Annotated in this window: 12 protein-coding genes; 7 read left to right on the forward strand and 5 right to left on the reverse strand. The window is 58.0% G+C overall.

The genetic code is table 11. The features are described 5' to 3' along the window. Nucleotides 1-33 precede the first annotated feature (33 nt). Both AC6H1L_RS19580 and AC6H1L_RS19585 read right to left on the reverse strand, forming a co-directional pair. Nucleotides 34-906, reverse strand: coding sequence for a branched-chain amino acid ABC transporter permease (locus AC6H1L_RS19580; RefSeq protein WP_497599134.1), 873 nt, complete (start codon nucleotides 904-906; stop codon nucleotides 34-36). 141 nt (nucleotides 907-1047) lie between these two features. Then, nucleotides 1048-2397 (reverse strand): amino acid ABC transporter substrate-binding protein, encoded by a 1350-nt coding sequence (locus AC6H1L_RS19585; protein WP_497599135.1) that lies wholly within the window; start codon nucleotides 2395-2397, stop codon nucleotides 1048-1050. A gap of 425 nt (nucleotides 2398-2822) precedes the next feature. On the opposite strand from AC6H1L_RS19585, the gene cobS reads away from it, so the two are divergent. Then, nucleotides 2823-3674: an adenosylcobinamide-GDP ribazoletransferase gene (cobS, locus tag AC6H1L_RS19590; protein WP_497599136.1), complete on the forward strand. Its 852-nt coding sequence runs from the start codon at nucleotides 2823-2825 to the stop codon at nucleotides 3672-3674. 37 nt (nucleotides 3675-3711) lie between these two features. Next, nucleotides 3712-4332 (forward strand): bifunctional adenosylcobinamide kinase/adenosylcobinamide-phosphate guanylyltransferase, encoded by a 621-nt coding sequence (gene cobU, locus AC6H1L_RS19595; protein WP_497599137.1) that lies wholly within the window; start codon nucleotides 3712-3714, stop codon nucleotides 4330-4332. Nucleotides 4333-4415: 83 nt separating this feature from the next. Here cobU and AC6H1L_RS19600 read toward each other — a convergent pair whose 3' ends face one another. Further along, nucleotides 4416-5600, reverse strand: coding sequence for an MFS transporter (locus tag AC6H1L_RS19600; RefSeq protein WP_497599138.1), 1185 nt, complete (start codon nucleotides 5598-5600; stop codon nucleotides 4416-4418). Nucleotides 5601-5849: 249 nt separating this feature from the next. On the opposite strand from AC6H1L_RS19600, the gene AC6H1L_RS19605 reads away from it, so the two are divergent. Together AC6H1L_RS19605 and AC6H1L_RS19610 are read left to right on the forward strand one after the other, a co-directional pair. Then, on the forward strand, nucleotides 5850-7196 hold the full coding sequence (locus AC6H1L_RS19605; RefSeq protein WP_497599139.1) for an MFS transporter: 1347 nt from the start codon (nucleotides 5850-5852) through the stop codon (nucleotides 7194-7196). A 131-nt stretch (nucleotides 7197-7327) separates the two neighbouring features. After that, nucleotides 7328-8101 carry a dienelactone hydrolase family protein gene (locus AC6H1L_RS19610; protein WP_497599140.1) on the forward strand — a complete coding sequence of 258 codons (774 nt, stop codon included), beginning with the start codon at nucleotides 7328-7330 and terminating at the stop codon, nucleotides 8099-8101. On the opposite strand, the gene AC6H1L_RS19615 is transcribed toward AC6H1L_RS19610, so the two are convergent. Next, on the reverse strand, nucleotides 8070-9278 hold the full coding sequence (locus tag AC6H1L_RS19615) for a glutamate--cysteine ligase family protein (RefSeq protein ID WP_497599141.1): 1209 nt from the start codon (nucleotides 9276-9278) through the stop codon (nucleotides 8070-8072). The two genes, AC6H1L_RS19610 and AC6H1L_RS19615, sit on opposite strands and share 32 nt — an antisense overlap. A 549-nt stretch (nucleotides 9279-9827) precedes the next feature. On the opposite strand from AC6H1L_RS19615, the gene AC6H1L_RS19620 reads away from it, so the two are divergent. The 3 genes from AC6H1L_RS19620 (at nucleotide 9828) to AC6H1L_RS19630 (ending at nucleotide 13037) form a co-directional block, all read left to right on the forward strand. Further along, on the forward strand, nucleotides 9828-11000 hold the full coding sequence (locus AC6H1L_RS19620; RefSeq protein WP_497599142.1) for an MFS transporter: 1173 nt from the start codon (nucleotides 9828-9830) through the stop codon (nucleotides 10998-11000). Nucleotides 11001-11043: 43 nt separating this feature from the next. Next, on the forward strand, nucleotides 11044-12060 hold the full coding sequence (locus tag AC6H1L_RS19625) for a CapA family protein (protein WP_497599143.1): 1017 nt from the start codon (nucleotides 11044-11046) through the stop codon (nucleotides 12058-12060). 302 nt (nucleotides 12061-12362) lie between these two features. Then, nucleotides 12363-13037, forward strand: coding sequence for a sugar transferase (locus tag AC6H1L_RS19630; protein WP_497599144.1), 675 nt, complete (start codon nucleotides 12363-12365; stop codon nucleotides 13035-13037). Between the two features lie 522 nt (nucleotides 13038-13559). Here AC6H1L_RS19630 and AC6H1L_RS19635 read toward each other — a convergent pair. After that, entirely contained in the window at nucleotides 13560-14804 is a 1245-nt protein-coding gene (locus AC6H1L_RS19635; RefSeq protein WP_497599145.1) for a glycosyltransferase family 4 protein, read from the reverse strand. Nucleotides 14805-14830: the final 26 nt, after the last annotated feature.

Consider the following 14830-nt stretch of genomic DNA (forward strand, 5'->3'; position numbering starts at 1 on the left):
CTCCTTCCCTTCTTTCCTTTGGCTGAGCGTCGTTCAGGCGTAGAAGGCCTTGCCCAGGAGGCCACGGGGACGGAAGATGAGCACCAGGACCATCAGGGCGAAGGCAATGGCGTCGTCATAGCCGGGACCGATACCAGGAAGCAAGGGAACAACGGTTTCGGCCAGGCCAAAGACCAGGCCGCCAGCAAGAGCGCCCCAGGGCGTTCCCAGGCCACCGAGCACGACGATGACAAAGGCTCGCAGCGTAAAGACGCCTCCTTGTGAGGGATCAAAGGGGTAGAGTTCTACTAACATCGCTCCTGCTGCGCCGGCCAGGGCCGCCCCAAGGCCGAAGGTGAGCGCGTAAATGCGGTCGATGCGGATACCCATGAGACGCGCTGCGTCACGGTCCATCCCTGTTGCCAGGATAGCGTTTCCCAGACGCGTACGCTGCAGAAAAAGGCTCAGCGCGGCTGTCAACACGACGGCAATCAGGGCCGCTAACAGACGATCAAAGGGTATGTGCAGCGTGCCGATTGTCAAGCCGAAGCCGCTGTAGGCTGTATTGATCGAGCGCCGGTCGCTGGTAAATAGAAGCTGCACGACATCGGCGATCAGCAAGTCGAGGCCGAAGGTTAGCAGGAACGTTACTAGAAATGGGGCCCGAATCACGCGATTAATGGCCCCATATTGCACAAGCCAGCCCAGGCAGAAGAGCAGGAGCATGGTCAAAGGGAGGCCAAGGAACGGATCAAGGTGCAGCTGTGTAAAGGCCCAGTAGGCAGTATAGGCTCCGACCAGGATAAAGGCGCCGTGGGCTAGATTCACGATATTCATGATGCCCCAGACCAGCGAGAAGCCTAGCGCAACCGCTGCATAGAGGCAGCCCAGAAGCAACCAATTGACGATAACCTGCAAAATCAGCATTACAGGTACCTCGCTGTGAAAGCGAAGCCTGCGCACTGGCAGGCTTCCAACGGCTCAAGGATGCTCGCGCCCCGGCCTTCAGGCCGCTCGCGGCCTGACGCTGGGTATGAGCGAGCTTTTCACACTATGAAGTGAGCTGGATTAGCGCTGAGAGAAAGGGGGAGTTGGGTAGAGCAGCTGCGCGTTAGCGACCTCCTTGGGATAGACTGTCGCCACCTGGCCGTTCTGGATCTGGATAGTGGCCATAGGCTTAAAGGTATTTGCCCCCGTGGCGTCGAAGCGAATGATGCCGTAGAAGGTCATAATATTGAGGCGAGCCAGAGCATCGCGCACCTTCTGCGGGTCGATCGATCCGGCGTTCTGGATGGCATACTGGAATGCCAGACCGGCGGCGGTGGACTCAGCAGACTGATACGATGGCTCATGGCCAAAGGTCTGCTTATAGATCCGCTCGTAGTTCGCCGGCGTACCAAAGAAGTCGATGCCTTGATACCGTTCCTGGGGAGTCCATTGCGATGAACCCAGGACATAGTTGGCGTCGGGGCCGAGCGAAGTGATGAAATCAGGAGTGGCGGGACCCACGGTGAAAGCGTAGAGTTTGGCATTGATATTGAGCTGCTTACATTCCTTCATGGTAGTAACAGCCTCGCTCTCATGGCCCGAGCCGAGCAGCATATCGGGGACCGAGCCGTGGGCTGAGGTTTTCAAGGCCGTCAAGATGCCTGTGAGGTCCGTGGCGCCCGACGGGTAGGTCTGATAATAAACGACTTCCATGCCATGACTGCTAGCAAAGTCGCGGGCTGCGGTGGCCACTTCCTCGGAGAAGGAGTCGTTAGCGGAAATGATGGCCACGGTCTTCGGCGGATTGGGCAAACTCAGAGCCGCTTCCAGCATGACCTTTGCGTACTCCGAGGCCGGGCTCAGAACGCCGAAAATGTAGTGGAAGCCGCGGGAGAAGATCGCTTTAGCGGCGCCATTGGCTTCTACCATCGGGATCTTATAGCGCTCAGCGATGGCCTCGTCCTGCAGGGTAGCCGAAGTACCATAAGGGCCGAGGAGGAAATTGACCTTATCTGCTGTAATCAGCTGCTGGGTCAGTTGGGCGCTGCGCGTGGGACTGCTGCCGTCATCATAGTACTTGAGCGCAACCTGATAGGTGGTATTACCAACCTTGATGCCGCCGTGGGCATTGACCTCCTTAACCCAGAGCTGGTAGCCTTCCAAAGTGAGGCGCCCTTCAGTCGCAGTAGACCCCGTGAGCGAGATCGGGGCACCGAAGAGCAAGGTATTGCTGCTGCTGGCTGTTCCGCCGCAGGCGAGCAGCCCTGTGGCGCAGAGAAAAGCCAACAGCACGGAGAAGAGGATGGTTGGCAGCGGTAGCTGCAGACGTGATGAGGCCGCTGCGGTGGGTCGGAACCGGGCAAACTGGTCGTGCCCCGTGCGCGCAAGGTAGCGCCGCGGGAGGTGGAGGTAGCTAAAAATAGGCATCATGGCTTCTCCCCCATCGTTGGGTTCTCCTGGTGGCGCTGCAACTGTCAGCGCCGGTGTGGTCGAATGACCGGCGCTGCGCCTGGCCCGAGGCAGGGCGCATACAGCATGCACTGGAACAGGCGCTGGCGGTCGATCCGGCTGGTTCAGCGCAAGACATCACTGCCTGACTCTTCCCGTGCAGGCCAGCTTTGGCCACGCCAGGCGTGGGCGCTGTCTCCTTTGCTTCGCTTCGCTGCCTGTTCATCTCTACGATGCATCGCTGCGCTGGTCAAATACATTGAACAATGTCTATTATAATAGGTCAGACAGCGAGCGGTAAACTGTTGATAGACCAGCATTGACCGTTTAGCAGCGTGCCATCAACCAACTCATCAATAGACTCTGCAATTGCGCAATGCTGTCAACAAACGAAGAGGAGGAAAGAGATGCCCACGCGCTCCGACGATTCACAGGCCGGCCTGGCTTTACAGCCTCTATGGCGGCTATGGACCCGGATGGGCCGTTTCTGCCTTAAACAATATGTTGAGCTTGCCGCAGCGATCCAATTTCTGACGATCCTGCCCCTGCCTGGTCGCGGTCTGCTCATGAGCATAGAGGAAGAAAAAGCCGCGCTCGTCGTGGGCAGTATCTATTACCCTGTAGTAGGTCTGCTGCTGGGGACCCTGCTCTGTCTGCTCGCGGGAGTGCTCGCCACACATGTCCCCTCACTGGTCCTGGCCGCATTGCTGGTGATGGCTGAAGTCATGCTGACGGGAGGCTTGCATTTGGATGGCGTTATGGACAGCTGTGATGGCTTATTCGGCGGTATTGGGCGCGAACGGCGTCTGGAAATCATGCACGATAGCCGCGTTGGCAGCTTTGGAGTGCTGGGGGCCCTCACTCTCCTACTGCTGCGTTTCGCGATTCTGGCCAGCCTGCCTCTCTGGGGATTGTTGGCTGCTTTGCTGGTAGCGCCTGCTCTGGGGCGCTGGGCAATGGTGCTCTGTGGCGGCCTCTTTCCGGCGGCGCGCCCCGATGGCTTAGGGGCGGCCTTTCATCAAGCCATTACTCTGCGTCATCTCTTACTGGCTGGCCTCAGCAGCCTACTGATCGCCCTCCTCTTCGCTCATCTCATCGGCCTGCTGGTCTGGTTTCTGAGCAATCTCCTTGTCCTTTGTCTAGGCCTGGCCGTGACGCGCTCGCTCGGCGGTCTCACAGGCGATGTTTGCGGCGCCCTCGGCGAGATTTGCGAGGTATGTGCCCTGCTGCTCTTCCTCCTGATGCACGTGACTCTGTAGTGCAAAGCAGTGAAGCTGAGAAAGGAGAGCTTCCCTCGTGATAGCAGAGACCTCCCAGAACCAGCCTGTTATTGAGCAGCTCACCTTTATTCTAGGAGGGGCGCGTAGTGGCAAGAGCCGTTTTGCTCTGCGTCTGGCGGCTGCCACCAGAGGCCGTGTCGCCTTTATTGCCACAGCCACAGCGGGTGATCAGGAGATGGCTGAACGTATTCGTCGCCACCGCGCCGAGCGCCCTGCGGATTGGTACACCTTCGAAGAACCTCTACGCTTAGCCTGGGCTGTTCAGCATGCGGCCCAAGTAGCCGATGTCCTGCTACTTGATTGTCTGACCCTGTGGCTGAGCAACCTCTTGCAGGCTCACGAGCAACCCGAGCCGGAGATCGCACCTCTCAGTCCGGAGCTAGAGCAGCGCGTCATTGGAGAGATCGAACAACTGCTTCAAGTGGCGCGGGCCCTGCAGTCCCATCAGCGGCTCATTGTCGTCTCTAACGAAGTAGGCTTAGGCCTTGTACCGCTCTCCCCGCTGGGACGGAGCTATCGCGACCTGCTTGGCCTGGTAAATCAGCGTCTGGCTCAGGCTGCTGCCCGAGCCTACCTGCTTGTAGCTGGCCTCCCTCTAGACCTCAAGCGTCTCCAGGCTGATGGACCAGGCCTGTAGACGAGACAGGCTCATGACGAACCCGCTGGCCAGTCCGCTCGCCTCCGACCCTTACTTACCGTCTCTCTGCTGGAGAGCAGGGCTCAAGCCATCCTGACGCCTTGCTGTAGCTGGCGGCTGGCGATCACAAAAAACGGAATGGCCAGCAGCTCAGTGAGCAGGCAAAAGGCGATCGCTAACGGCAGCGCCAGGCTGTACAGCAGACCGATCAGGGCGCTGCCGAGAAACCAGCAGATCCCATAGCCGGCGGTGAAGATCCCATAGGCTGAGGCACGGCGCTGAGCCGGGACCATAAGCGCCACAGCGGCGGGAATCAGCGACTCGTGAACACCCATACCAAGACCCCACACTATGGTACCGAGCAGAGCCAGCCAGAAGCCACCCAGGAAAACCAGCGGCGCAAAGAGCGCTGCCAGCGCCGTCAGAGGAATGAGGAGACTCATGCCCAGACGATCGAAGAGGCGGCCACACAGCAGCGAGCCTAACCCGCTGCTTCCCATTGCAAGAGCGTAAAAGACTGGAACGAGCGTGGAGGGCACGCTAGACACATGAGCGAAGTGGTAGGCGATCAGCGGGAAATCGGCGAAACCAGCGGCCACCAGAACGGCCCCAATCAGATAAAGCCAGTAAGTAGACGACAGGCTCTGAGGGGCGACAGCCGGTGCGGTGGCTTCCAGCTCATGGGGTCGCGGGTAGAGAAGCCGTGCGATCAAGAGGAGGAGCAGCGTCAGGGCAGCACTGACCGCCAGAGCAGCGAAAGCCAGGCGATAGTTGCCCTGCCAGGCCAGCACGGCGGCCACAGCCAGCGGTCCCAACAAGGCCCCAAACTGGTCGAGTGCCTCGTGAAAACCGAAGGCCCAGCCATAGCCCATCTCGCGAGCGGCCTGCGAAAGCATAACATCACGTGGCGGATTACGGATCGCCTTGCCGGCTCGTTCGAGCATAATCAACAAGGCGGCCAGGGGCCAACTCCCTGCCACAGCCAACAGGGGCACCGAAATCATCTGTACCACATAGCCCACAATAGTTACAGGCCAATACTTGCCGCTGCGATCACTGAGAGGGCCAGAGATGAGGCGCAGGCCGTAGCCGAGCAGCTCACCCAGCCCGGTAATAGCTCCGATCAAAGCGGCCCCGGCACCAAGCAAGGCGAGATAGGGACCAAGGATACCTCTAGCCCCTTCATAGGTGAAGTCCGCAAAGAAACTCAAAATACCGATCAGCAGCACAAAGCGAAAAGCTGCCCTTTTGCGTGTCAGATCCGACATCAATGATCTCTTCTTCCCTTTCTCTTCACCTGGTTCGCCTACCAGAGACGAGCGAACAGGCACCTTCGAAAAGAGGAAACCTTCCCGTGCAAGATGCGATCATAAATAAGTATGCCATAGCGGGCGGAAGGAAGAGAACGAACGATTTGCCAACCAATCAGCCGTCGGCCTATAATGAGAGAGTCGCCGCTTACGGTGAAAGCAAGCTCCATCTCTTTTCCTCGCCATCCTCATCGCTGGAGCAGAGCATTGAGACAGATACCAGCTAATGCAGAGAGCCGTCCTATTGCCCACTGGCGCATGATTCTCTGCTGTATCCTGCTTACCCTGGTCGGCTTTAATCTCCGATCCGTGATCCTGGGGGTCCCGCCGGTCTTGCCGCTGGTGCAGCATGATCTTAGCCTCTCATATTTAGAAGTGGGCCTTCTCACAGCGCTACCACCGCTGACCCTGGGCGCAAGCGCCTGGTCGCTCGGACTCGTCATTGAGCGCCTGGGAGAGCGGACCTGTGTAGCGCTTGGCCTGCTGCTCCTCGGCTTAGGGGCAATCCTGCGAGCCTGCTGGCCTTCATCGGCGACCCTTTTCTGCTTTACGCTCCTGCTTTGTTTGGGCATTGTACTTGCCCAGACAGCCGTACCGCCGCTTGCGCGGCGCTGGTTTCCGCGCCAGGTTGGGCTTGTGACAGCCCTATTCAGTGACGGCCTGATCATCGGCGAAGCGCTGGCCGCTGGAGTGACCGTGCCGCTCATGCAGCGCTTCTTTGGACCCGGCAACTGGAGAGCTTCCTTTATCTTCTGGGGTCTACCAGCGCTCGCCCTGCTCATAGGCTGGCTGGCCTTCGCGCCGTCTGAGTCACCTGACCAGCGTCGCGAGCCACCTCAAGCGCTGCAGCCGCCAGTGACCAAACAAGCGGCTCAGGAAGGACGGACAGCTCCAGGGGAGATGACTAATGAGAGGCGTGTCAACGCCTGGCACCTGGGAATCTTACTCGGTGGGGGTAGCCTCATCTATTTTGGTATGAATGCCTGGATTGCCCCCTATAACGCGGCTTTGCACCGCATTGCCGTCACACCTTTGGCCCTGGGGGTGCTCAACACTGCCCAACTGCCATCGAGCCTGCTCGTGACGCTTTTCGCTCAGCGACTGGCAGGGAGGCGCTGGCCTTTCATCGGCGCAGGCGTAGTCTGCGCCCTGTCGCTCATTGGATGGCTGATCTCGCCGCCCGAGCTAGAAGCCATCTGGGCGGCCCTGATCGGCGCCGGCTCCGCACTGGTCTTCACCCTGGGGGTAGCGCTGCCCGCTTTGCTTGCCGCGCCCGGTGAAGTAGCTCGCCTGACCGGTATGACTCTTTCACTCACTTATGCTGTAGCCTTCGTGGGGCCGCTCATTGGCGGTGCCCTCTGGGACCTCTTCGGGCTGCCGGCCCTCGCCTTTCTCCCGATCTTGATCGCCTGCCTCTTACTGGTCGTGCTGGGGGCCTTGTTGCCCGAGCGCCAGACAGGAGCGGAGGCGCTGAGGGCGACGGAGGAAAGGCAGCGCGCTCTGCCCTGGCAGAGCACCGACCAAGAGCAGTCAGCACCGCCGGCCACTTCCTAGCTCGCTGAGGGTGAGAGAGCGGCCACATTTTCATTGACCGCCTGCCTCAGTATCCATTGCAATCCTTGCCCGATGCGCTATGATGAAGAAAGACAAGGAACCAGAGATGAGCAAGGGAGGCTATTCACACTATGTGCTACGATGATCATGCCCGTCCACCTGTACCGGAGGGTGCAGATGGGCAAGCTCAGGGAGAAGACCTTGTCCTCACCGCAGCGGATGGCAACCGCTTTGCTGCCTACTTTGCCCGTCCCGCTGCTCCTACGGGGGCGCAAGTCATTATCTACCCTGATGTTCGGGGCCTGCATCAATTCTACAAAGAGCTGGCGTTGCGCTTTGCTGACATCGGCATCGCTGCCATCGCTCTCGACTATTTTGGGCGAACTGCCGGATTAACAGCGCGCGATGACTCCTTTGAATTCTGGCCGCATGTCCAACAGCTCAAACTGGAAAACTTCCTGCTGGATGTGAGAGCAGCTCTTGACTACCTGCGCGGGCATGCCAGTGCCGAGGGAGCGACCTTTCCCGTCGGTTTCTGCATGGGTGGCAGCTTAACCATCCTCTCGGGCTGTGATCGCTCCTTCGGCTTTGCCGGCCTGATCGCCTTCTATGCCGGGTTGAGCCGGCCTATTGCGGGCGATGGCACGGCTCTGGAGCGCGCCGATCAGTTGGCCTATCCCCTGCTCGGCCTCTTTGGAGGCGCTGATCAGGGTATTCCCGTCAGCCAGGTGCGCGAGCTAGAAGAGAAGCTGCGCCGTCGTGGCCTGGAGCATAGTATTCACATCTATGAGGGAGCGCCTCATAGCTTCTTCGATCGCCGTTACAACGAATATGCCGAAGCCTGCGCTGATGCCTGGCAGCGTGTGCGCGATTTCATTGCGGCCCATAGCCGCAGCCGGGCATAGGAGCTGATCTCTCTTCAGCCATTGTCGCTTGCTCTGAGCTTCCCTGCATGGTTTCGCGGGCTGTGCCCAGCGAAGCCACGTAGGGAAAGCGAAGAGCCTCTTCCAGGCTACCTGTCTGCCGATAGCGCTCGATCATCCGATGAGCGGGTGTCTGGCGTTGCTCCAAAAGCGCAAAGAGTGGCCTCAGTAGCGAGCGATCGACGTCCGCGACCAAAGCCTGATCTGCCGCCATTAGCACTCTCTGGGCCCCCTCAAAAATTTCCTCATCCGCGAAGCCGCGCAAGGCTGCGTGCTGGTGAAGGGTAGCATCGGGCACGATAGCCCGTCCTGGCAAAGTCTCATCGATGGTCAGGCCCTTGAGCAGGGCCAGCAGCGCAGCGTAGAGCGAGAAATCCGCACAGCTATCGCAGGCTTTGAATTCCAAGCGCCCGATCTCTGCCGGAATACGCGCCAGCTTTGTCAGCGAAGGGTTACTATAGATCAGTTGGGTCTCGTCGGCAATAAAGACGAGGACAGCCGGACGCTGACCAGTGCGCAAAAACGTGCGCACTGAGAGACCCTCCCAGAGCTGACCCTCATAAAAAGGAGAGCTGAAGCTGAAAGGTACAATATAGGGACTATAGTAGGTCAGTTTACGCCCGCAGTCAATCAACTGCTCGGTGGACCAGGCTGCGCAAGACAGGCTGAGATCAGGACCGTAGGTCAGGAAGGTGCCGAGCGTCGTACGATCTTCTGGCGAGCGATCAAGCAACCGCCATTCATATGGATTAAGAGGGGGATCAAGGATGAGGCAGGTCCGGTAAGGATTGTAGCTCGTCAAAACAGGAGTGAATCCATGGCGGGCGGCTACTTGACAGAGCAGAGCGAAGCTCTCTTCTAATTCCTGGATAGTACTCTGAATGTCAGGATGAATGGTCGTCCTGATTTCTATGCCCTTGGGAAGGCAGGTGAGCCACTCACCTTGAGGGCTGAGGCGCTCCAGAGCTTCAAGATACCAGCGCTTGAGGCGAATACCGGCATCGCCGATACGTAGCTCCACCTCATCGCCAGGATAGACTGGCAGCTCGTCAATCACGGCTTGAAGCAGACGATAGGGCGTTGAGGCGAAATCCACAAAGCTGCCCTTATGGTCAAGAAAGGCCACCTCATGTTCAATGCCAAAGCGGAAATCGCTCATCTATCTCATCCCTTGCTTGAAATACAGGCGGAGAAAGAGCTAATCGGGAGTCGCCCTAAAGTGGAGAGGAGAAACCTGCCCCACAGTCCACCAACCACCTGGAGGGGAAAGCTTGCTCTTCCCCTGCGGCGGCGCAAGGAACGATCCCAAATCTGAGTAAGCAACTCAGATATTAGCATGGCCTAACATTGACGTCAAGAGGAAAGGCACTTCTGGCGTAGAGCGTAGTACGGGAATATGCCATTGTAAAGTACACAAGAGCATGCAGTCAAGGGATCGAAAGCGGCCTAGCTCTGCCACCTACTTGCCCTTACCTGGGGGGAGCGGCATATAATAAAACGTTCCTCTCTGCGGAGCGCCTCTACTTAGCGCAAGCGGGGGGCTTTGATCGATAGACACACACCTATGACTGAAAGTAATCGACATCCATCGCAACGGACCGCGGTCCTTCAACGTCTCGCCAAGTCTGTTCTTGCCAGCCCTGGCGTTCGCAACCGTACTCTCTTAGCGATCTCCTTCTCTGTGCTAGGGGCCTATATAGGCACAGCGATGATCAATCCTGTGCGTGTCCTCTATGCCCAAGCGCATGGGGCCTCATTACCGGTCATAGGGGCGATGGCCTCAGCCTACCTGGTTTCTGACTTTCTCTTTGGCTATCCGCTCGGCTGGCTGGCAGACCGTTGGGGACGCAAACAAGTGATGCTAGCCGGTCTGGCGGTCCAAGCGCTGCTCTCGGCTCTTTATCTACCGATCTCCGACCCATTGCTCTTCGTGGTCTTGCGCTTTCTCGAAGGAATCGCTGCGGCGGGTCTGCTCCCAGCGGCGCGGGCGCTGCTGATCGATGCCGTGCCGGCTGAGCAGCAAGGTGAAGCCTTCGGTATCTTTAACGCTTTTTTCAACGCCAGCTTCTTACTAGGGCCGGCACTTGGAGGACTGATAGCCACCCTTGGTTACAGTTGGGCTTTTATTGGCGCTGTCTGCATTCGCCTGGTAGGCATCATCCTTGTGATGTGGCTCATCCGCGACCATACAGGCAGCCGCTTCCCGCGTACCGTCAACAAGCGACCGCACTTAGGGAATGTTTTCAAGGAGCTATTTACCTGGCCGCTGCTGGCAGCCTATCTGATTGCCTTTGGCGATTACCTCTATCTGGGCTTTGACCTGACTGTGACGCCGCTTTGGATGCACGATCACCTCTATGCTTCCGTAGCCGTTATAGGCTTAGCGTACACGGCCTGGGCCGTGCCTAACACCATTTGCTCGCCCATTGGGGGCCAAGTGGCCGATCGCCGACGCCGTTCCACGCTGATCCTCATCTTTGGTCTGGCGCAAGTGCCGCTCTATCTTGCCTACGGCCTGCTGAGCGGGGCCCTGATAGCCTTGCTGCTCTTCGCTATTCATGGGATTGTTTATGCCTTCATCCAGCCGGCCATTGATGCCCATTTGGCGGCCTTCTCTGGGAGCCATGTGCGCGCTCGCATTCAGGGCCTCTACAGCACCGTTGGCCTGATAGGGGCATTTGTGGGTAGCAATATTTTCATTCCTCTTTACCTTATAAATTTCCGTTTTCCCTGGTTTGTCATGGGATTGTGCTATGGTTTCTGTGTCCTCATTGGGGGATTAATCATTCGAGTCCAGGAGGACAAAGACTTCGCGCGACCTCAAGGGGACAGGGAAGCCCTGAGCGAGACAGTGGCCTCGGGGGCGGGCCCTCGCTCCTGATAGCCTGTGGCTCCGCCCCTCTCTATAACGGGAGGAGGAAGGCATGCAAGCTCCAATATACCAGACCGGACGGCTCCTGCTTGTCTTCCTTGGTGATGTCATGTTAGGGCGGCTGGTCAATCAGGTGTTGCAGCAAACCGGAGCAGCGTATCCCTGGGGTGATACCCTGCCTCTCCTGCTCCAGGCAGATAGCCGTATCTGTAATCTCGAATGCGTCCTTGCTGACATTGGCAGTCCCTGGACCCTGACCCCGAAAGTTTTTCACTTCCGCTCTGATGCGCGCAATGTGGCCGTATTGCAAGCGGCGCGTATCGACGCGGTCTCCCTGGCGAATAACCATACGCTCGACTTTGGCTATGAGGCCTTGCTACAGATGCTGGCTATTTTACGGCAGGCCGGCATCACTTTTGCGGGCGCTGGGGCTACTAGCGCAGAGGCCCGGCAGCCAGCGCTCTGGGAGGTAGGTGGGAGGAAACTGGGGCTACTGGCACTCACAGACAACGAACCGGCCTGGGAGGCAGGCCCCGAGCGGCCCGGTATTTGGTATATGCCGATGACCCTGACTGATCCGCGCAGTGCTGAGTTGTACGCGGCACTCAGGTCTGTGCGCGCTCAGGTCGATTGGTTGATCGTCTCCCTTCACTGGGGGGGCAATTGGGGCTATACCCCACCAGCAGAGCATCGAGCTTTCGCGCATGCCCTCATAGAGGCGGGAGTGGATATTATCTATGGTCATTCCGCTCATGTGGTGCGCGGCATCGAGATCTATCGTGGGCGTCCGATACTCTATAGCTGTGGCGACTGGGTCGATGATTACGCCGTTGATCCCCATGAGCGCAATGACCTCAGTTTTCTCTTCGGTGTCGAAATTGTCGGATCTCAGCTTACGCGCCTGCTGCTCTATCCAACAGTGATACGCGCCTTCCAGGCCCGGCGAGCGTATGGCGCCGATCGGCAGCAAATTGTAGCTACGATGCAGCGCCTCTGTGCCATGCTGGGAACAGCGACGCGTTGGCTGGAACCAGAGGGCTGCCTGGAGATTGCCATTGCTCAGCCCTGAGTCTGCAGCTTGCCCAAAGGCTACCCATAGAAGGCCTCTACTGCGTTGGGTTGGTGTTGGCTTCCGTGGCTGCACAGATGCTCTCTCGCCAGCTAGCACAGCCTCGGCAGGCCGCTGAGAGGGATGACTCAACTATTGTGTACCACTTCTGTCTCAGCCGAAGCCTTCTTTACCCATATCTTTATAAGCACCTGCACCCGTTCGCTACCTCAGATCGCTATCCTCTTAAACAGAGTATAGGCCAGTATGTGACAACCATAATTCACATGCTGCTTGTCTGTCCTGCGGAGGAAGGATGCCCTATGGCGGTTCTCTCTGAGCCTCGTCTGGCCATCTCCATTGATCCTGGCTACCTGCGCCTCAAGCGGCTGATCGATGTCTCTATCACAGTGGTGTTGTTACCTCTGCTGCTGGTGACAATGGCGGTGATAGCTATCCTGATCCGCCTCGACTCGCAGGGACCAGTGCTCTTCCGCCAAAAACGCTTGGGATTGAACGGCAAAGAGTTCACTCTTTTAAAGTTTCGCTCGATGTACGCTGATAGCGATGACCGGCTGCACCGCGAAGCTATCAAACGCTACATGAACGGCGATCGGCTCAGCAGTGATCACAATGGAGCCAATCCCTACAAGTTGAACGATGATCCGCGCATCACGAGGATTGGTCGTCTGCTCCGCCGTACCAGTCTTGATGAATTGCCCCAGTTCTTTAATGTGCTGCGCGGCGATATGTCGCTGGTCGGACCGCGTCCTCCCCTGCCTTATGAAGTGGAGCACTATAGCGAACGGGATTGGCTGCGCCTGGCAGGCAAGCCCGGCCTCACCGGTTACTGGCAGGTCTATGGGCGAAGTAAGGTCGATTTCAAGACGATGGTGGAGATGGATATTGCTTATCTGCAAAGTCAATCGATCCGCGAGGATCTCAAGCTCATTGCTCTCACTCCTCTGGTAATGCTAAGTGGGCGTGGCGGCGCCTGACTGAACTGAGCATCCTGGCCATCTAGGCCGCATCGCTCCGCTCTGCAAGCTTTTACGCGCTTGATTGCTAGCACTAGCTTTCATTGCTCTGCGTCTTTATCTCCCTCCATCCGCTAAGGGCAGGGATGCCCTTCCTCTTTTTCCTCTCGTACCTGCTTGCTTCCTTTCTCATTCATCGCTCCGAGCTGGGCCTGAACTCTGTAATGAGGAAGCCATTGCACCTTGTAGCTAACCTGAGACTGAGGAGGCTGTCGGCTTTCAGATTCATCATCTGCCAGGAGGAAGAATGCAGGCGGCTCTGCTGAAGAAAGGTACGGAAAACAACGAAAGCCGCTGCTACAGCCTGTAGCGGCGGCAGGGCATCGTTGCTTTACTGGCTCTCTAAGCGAGCTAGGTGCGCTCTTCCTCCCTATGCCTCTGACATTGAGCGTGCCTCATTCATCTTCCTCCTGGCTTTCTCTAGCCACTCTGCTGATGTCACATGAGGAAAAACGAGCGATGAGATAAAGATACTGGCAATAGCTATGGTATATTTTGTCTGCCAATCTGCTGTGAGATCGCCATCGATTCTGTGGAGCGAGGCTGACCACAGAGTCGCTCTAGCAGCTCATTATAGCGTTCACTCATCAGCTCCCAGCGGAACGGCTCGAAATCTCGGGCGGCGTTTTCAACCAACTGGGCGCGTTTCTCGGGATTGTGGTAGAGAGCGATGAAAGCTGCTGCGAAGCTAAGGGGATTCTCAGGCTCGCAGAGCATGACCGATTCGGGGCGGAACATCGAACGGATCGCTTTAGTATCCGTGGCGATGATTGGCCGATGCAACCAGGCGAACTCATAAGCCTTCGTAGGGAGAAGGAGATCCATAAACCCGTCGCAGCGGTAAGGAATGATGCCGACATCGCCGTGAGCAATGAAGTCAGCCACTTCCTCGACGGTACATGTTTCGCGGAACGTAACCCGATCGCTGATCCCCAGCTCCTTGGCGAGGGAGCGTAGAAAGGGGATCTGCTCCCCACGTCCCAGAAGATCGAGACGCAGCCGGGGTGCGGCTGGCAGGGCCAAAGCCAAAGCGCGCAGTGCTATATCGAGGCCGTGCCGCTCGGCCATTGTCCCATGATACATCAAGATGAAATTGCCATCCTCCTCGCTAGAAGGACGGCGGATGCGCCGCGAGATAGGGAAATAGCGGGGGTCGGGACTATTCAGAATGACAGAGAGCTTGTGGCGAGGAACACCGCGCCGGAGCAACAGCTCCTCAAAAGGCCAGCCCACAGTAATCACGTGGTCCGCAAACAAGGTAGACAGACGCTCCTGCAAAACGGCCAGGGCTTTGGTCAAACGGCGCAAGCGCCCGCGAGCCTTCACCGCCATCAGCTCTGGGGAAGCATCTTGCACCTCCAAAATAACCCGGGCTCCAAAGAGACGGGGGACAAGCGCCGCAAAGACCAAGAAGTCCGGCATATTATGCACCTGCACCACATCGTAGCGCTTGCGGAAATGGAGGCGTGTCACTGTCCAGGCAGCGAGCAACAAAAATCTGAGCCAACCAAGCAGAGTCAGAGGGAGAGGCTGGCCAAAGCCGCGATCCAGGGGAACGCGGTAGACCGACACTCCGTTGTACTCCTCGTAGGGAGGCTCGGCGCCATGACGCAGGCAAATGACATCAACCAAATGGCCTCTGGCGCGAGCAGCCTCCGCCAGGCGGCGCACCAGGGGATCAAAACGGTACCAGTCGTAACTAATATGGGCAATCCGTAGCGGCGTCATCCCAATATCCCCTTTCGAGCCGAACC

This window comes from Thermogemmatispora argillosa (genome assembly GCF_059696725.1).

Excerpts from the sequence above, each read along its gene's own strand:
- AC6H1L_RS19615 (WP_497599141.1), bottom strand. The coding sequence starts at position 9,278 with ATGAGCGATTTCCGCTTTGGCATTGAACATGAGGTGGCCTTTCTTGAC.
- AC6H1L_RS19600 (WP_497599138.1), bottom strand. The coding sequence starts at position 5,600 with ATGTCGGATCTGACACGCAAAAGGGCAGCTTTTCGCTTTGTGCTGCTG.
- AC6H1L_RS19630 (WP_497599144.1), top strand. The coding sequence starts at position 12,363 with ATGGCGGTTCTCTCTGAGCCTCGTCTGGCCATCTCCATTGATCCTGGC.
- AC6H1L_RS19585 (WP_497599135.1), bottom strand. The coding sequence starts at position 2,397 with ATGATGCCTATTTTTAGCTACCTCCACCTCCCGCGGCGCTACCTTGCG.
- AC6H1L_RS19635 (WP_497599145.1), bottom strand. The coding sequence starts at position 14,804 with ATGACGCCGCTACGGATTGCCCATATTAGTTACGACTGGTACCGTTTT.
- AC6H1L_RS19610 (WP_497599140.1), top strand. The coding sequence starts at position 7,328 with ATGTGCTACGATGATCATGCCCGTCCACCTGTACCGGAGGGTGCAGAT.
- AC6H1L_RS19625 (WP_497599143.1), top strand. The coding sequence starts at position 11,044 with ATGCAAGCTCCAATATACCAGACCGGACGGCTCCTGCTTGTCTTCCTT.
- AC6H1L_RS19620 (WP_497599142.1), top strand. The coding sequence starts at position 9,828 with ATGATCAATCCTGTGCGTGTCCTCTATGCCCAAGCGCATGGGGCCTCA.
- cobS (WP_497599136.1), top strand. The coding sequence starts at position 2,823 with ATGCCCACGCGCTCCGACGATTCACAGGCCGGCCTGGCTTTACAGCCT.
- AC6H1L_RS19580 (WP_497599134.1), bottom strand. The coding sequence starts at position 906 with ATGCTGATTTTGCAGGTTATCGTCAATTGGTTGCTTCTGGGCTGCCTC.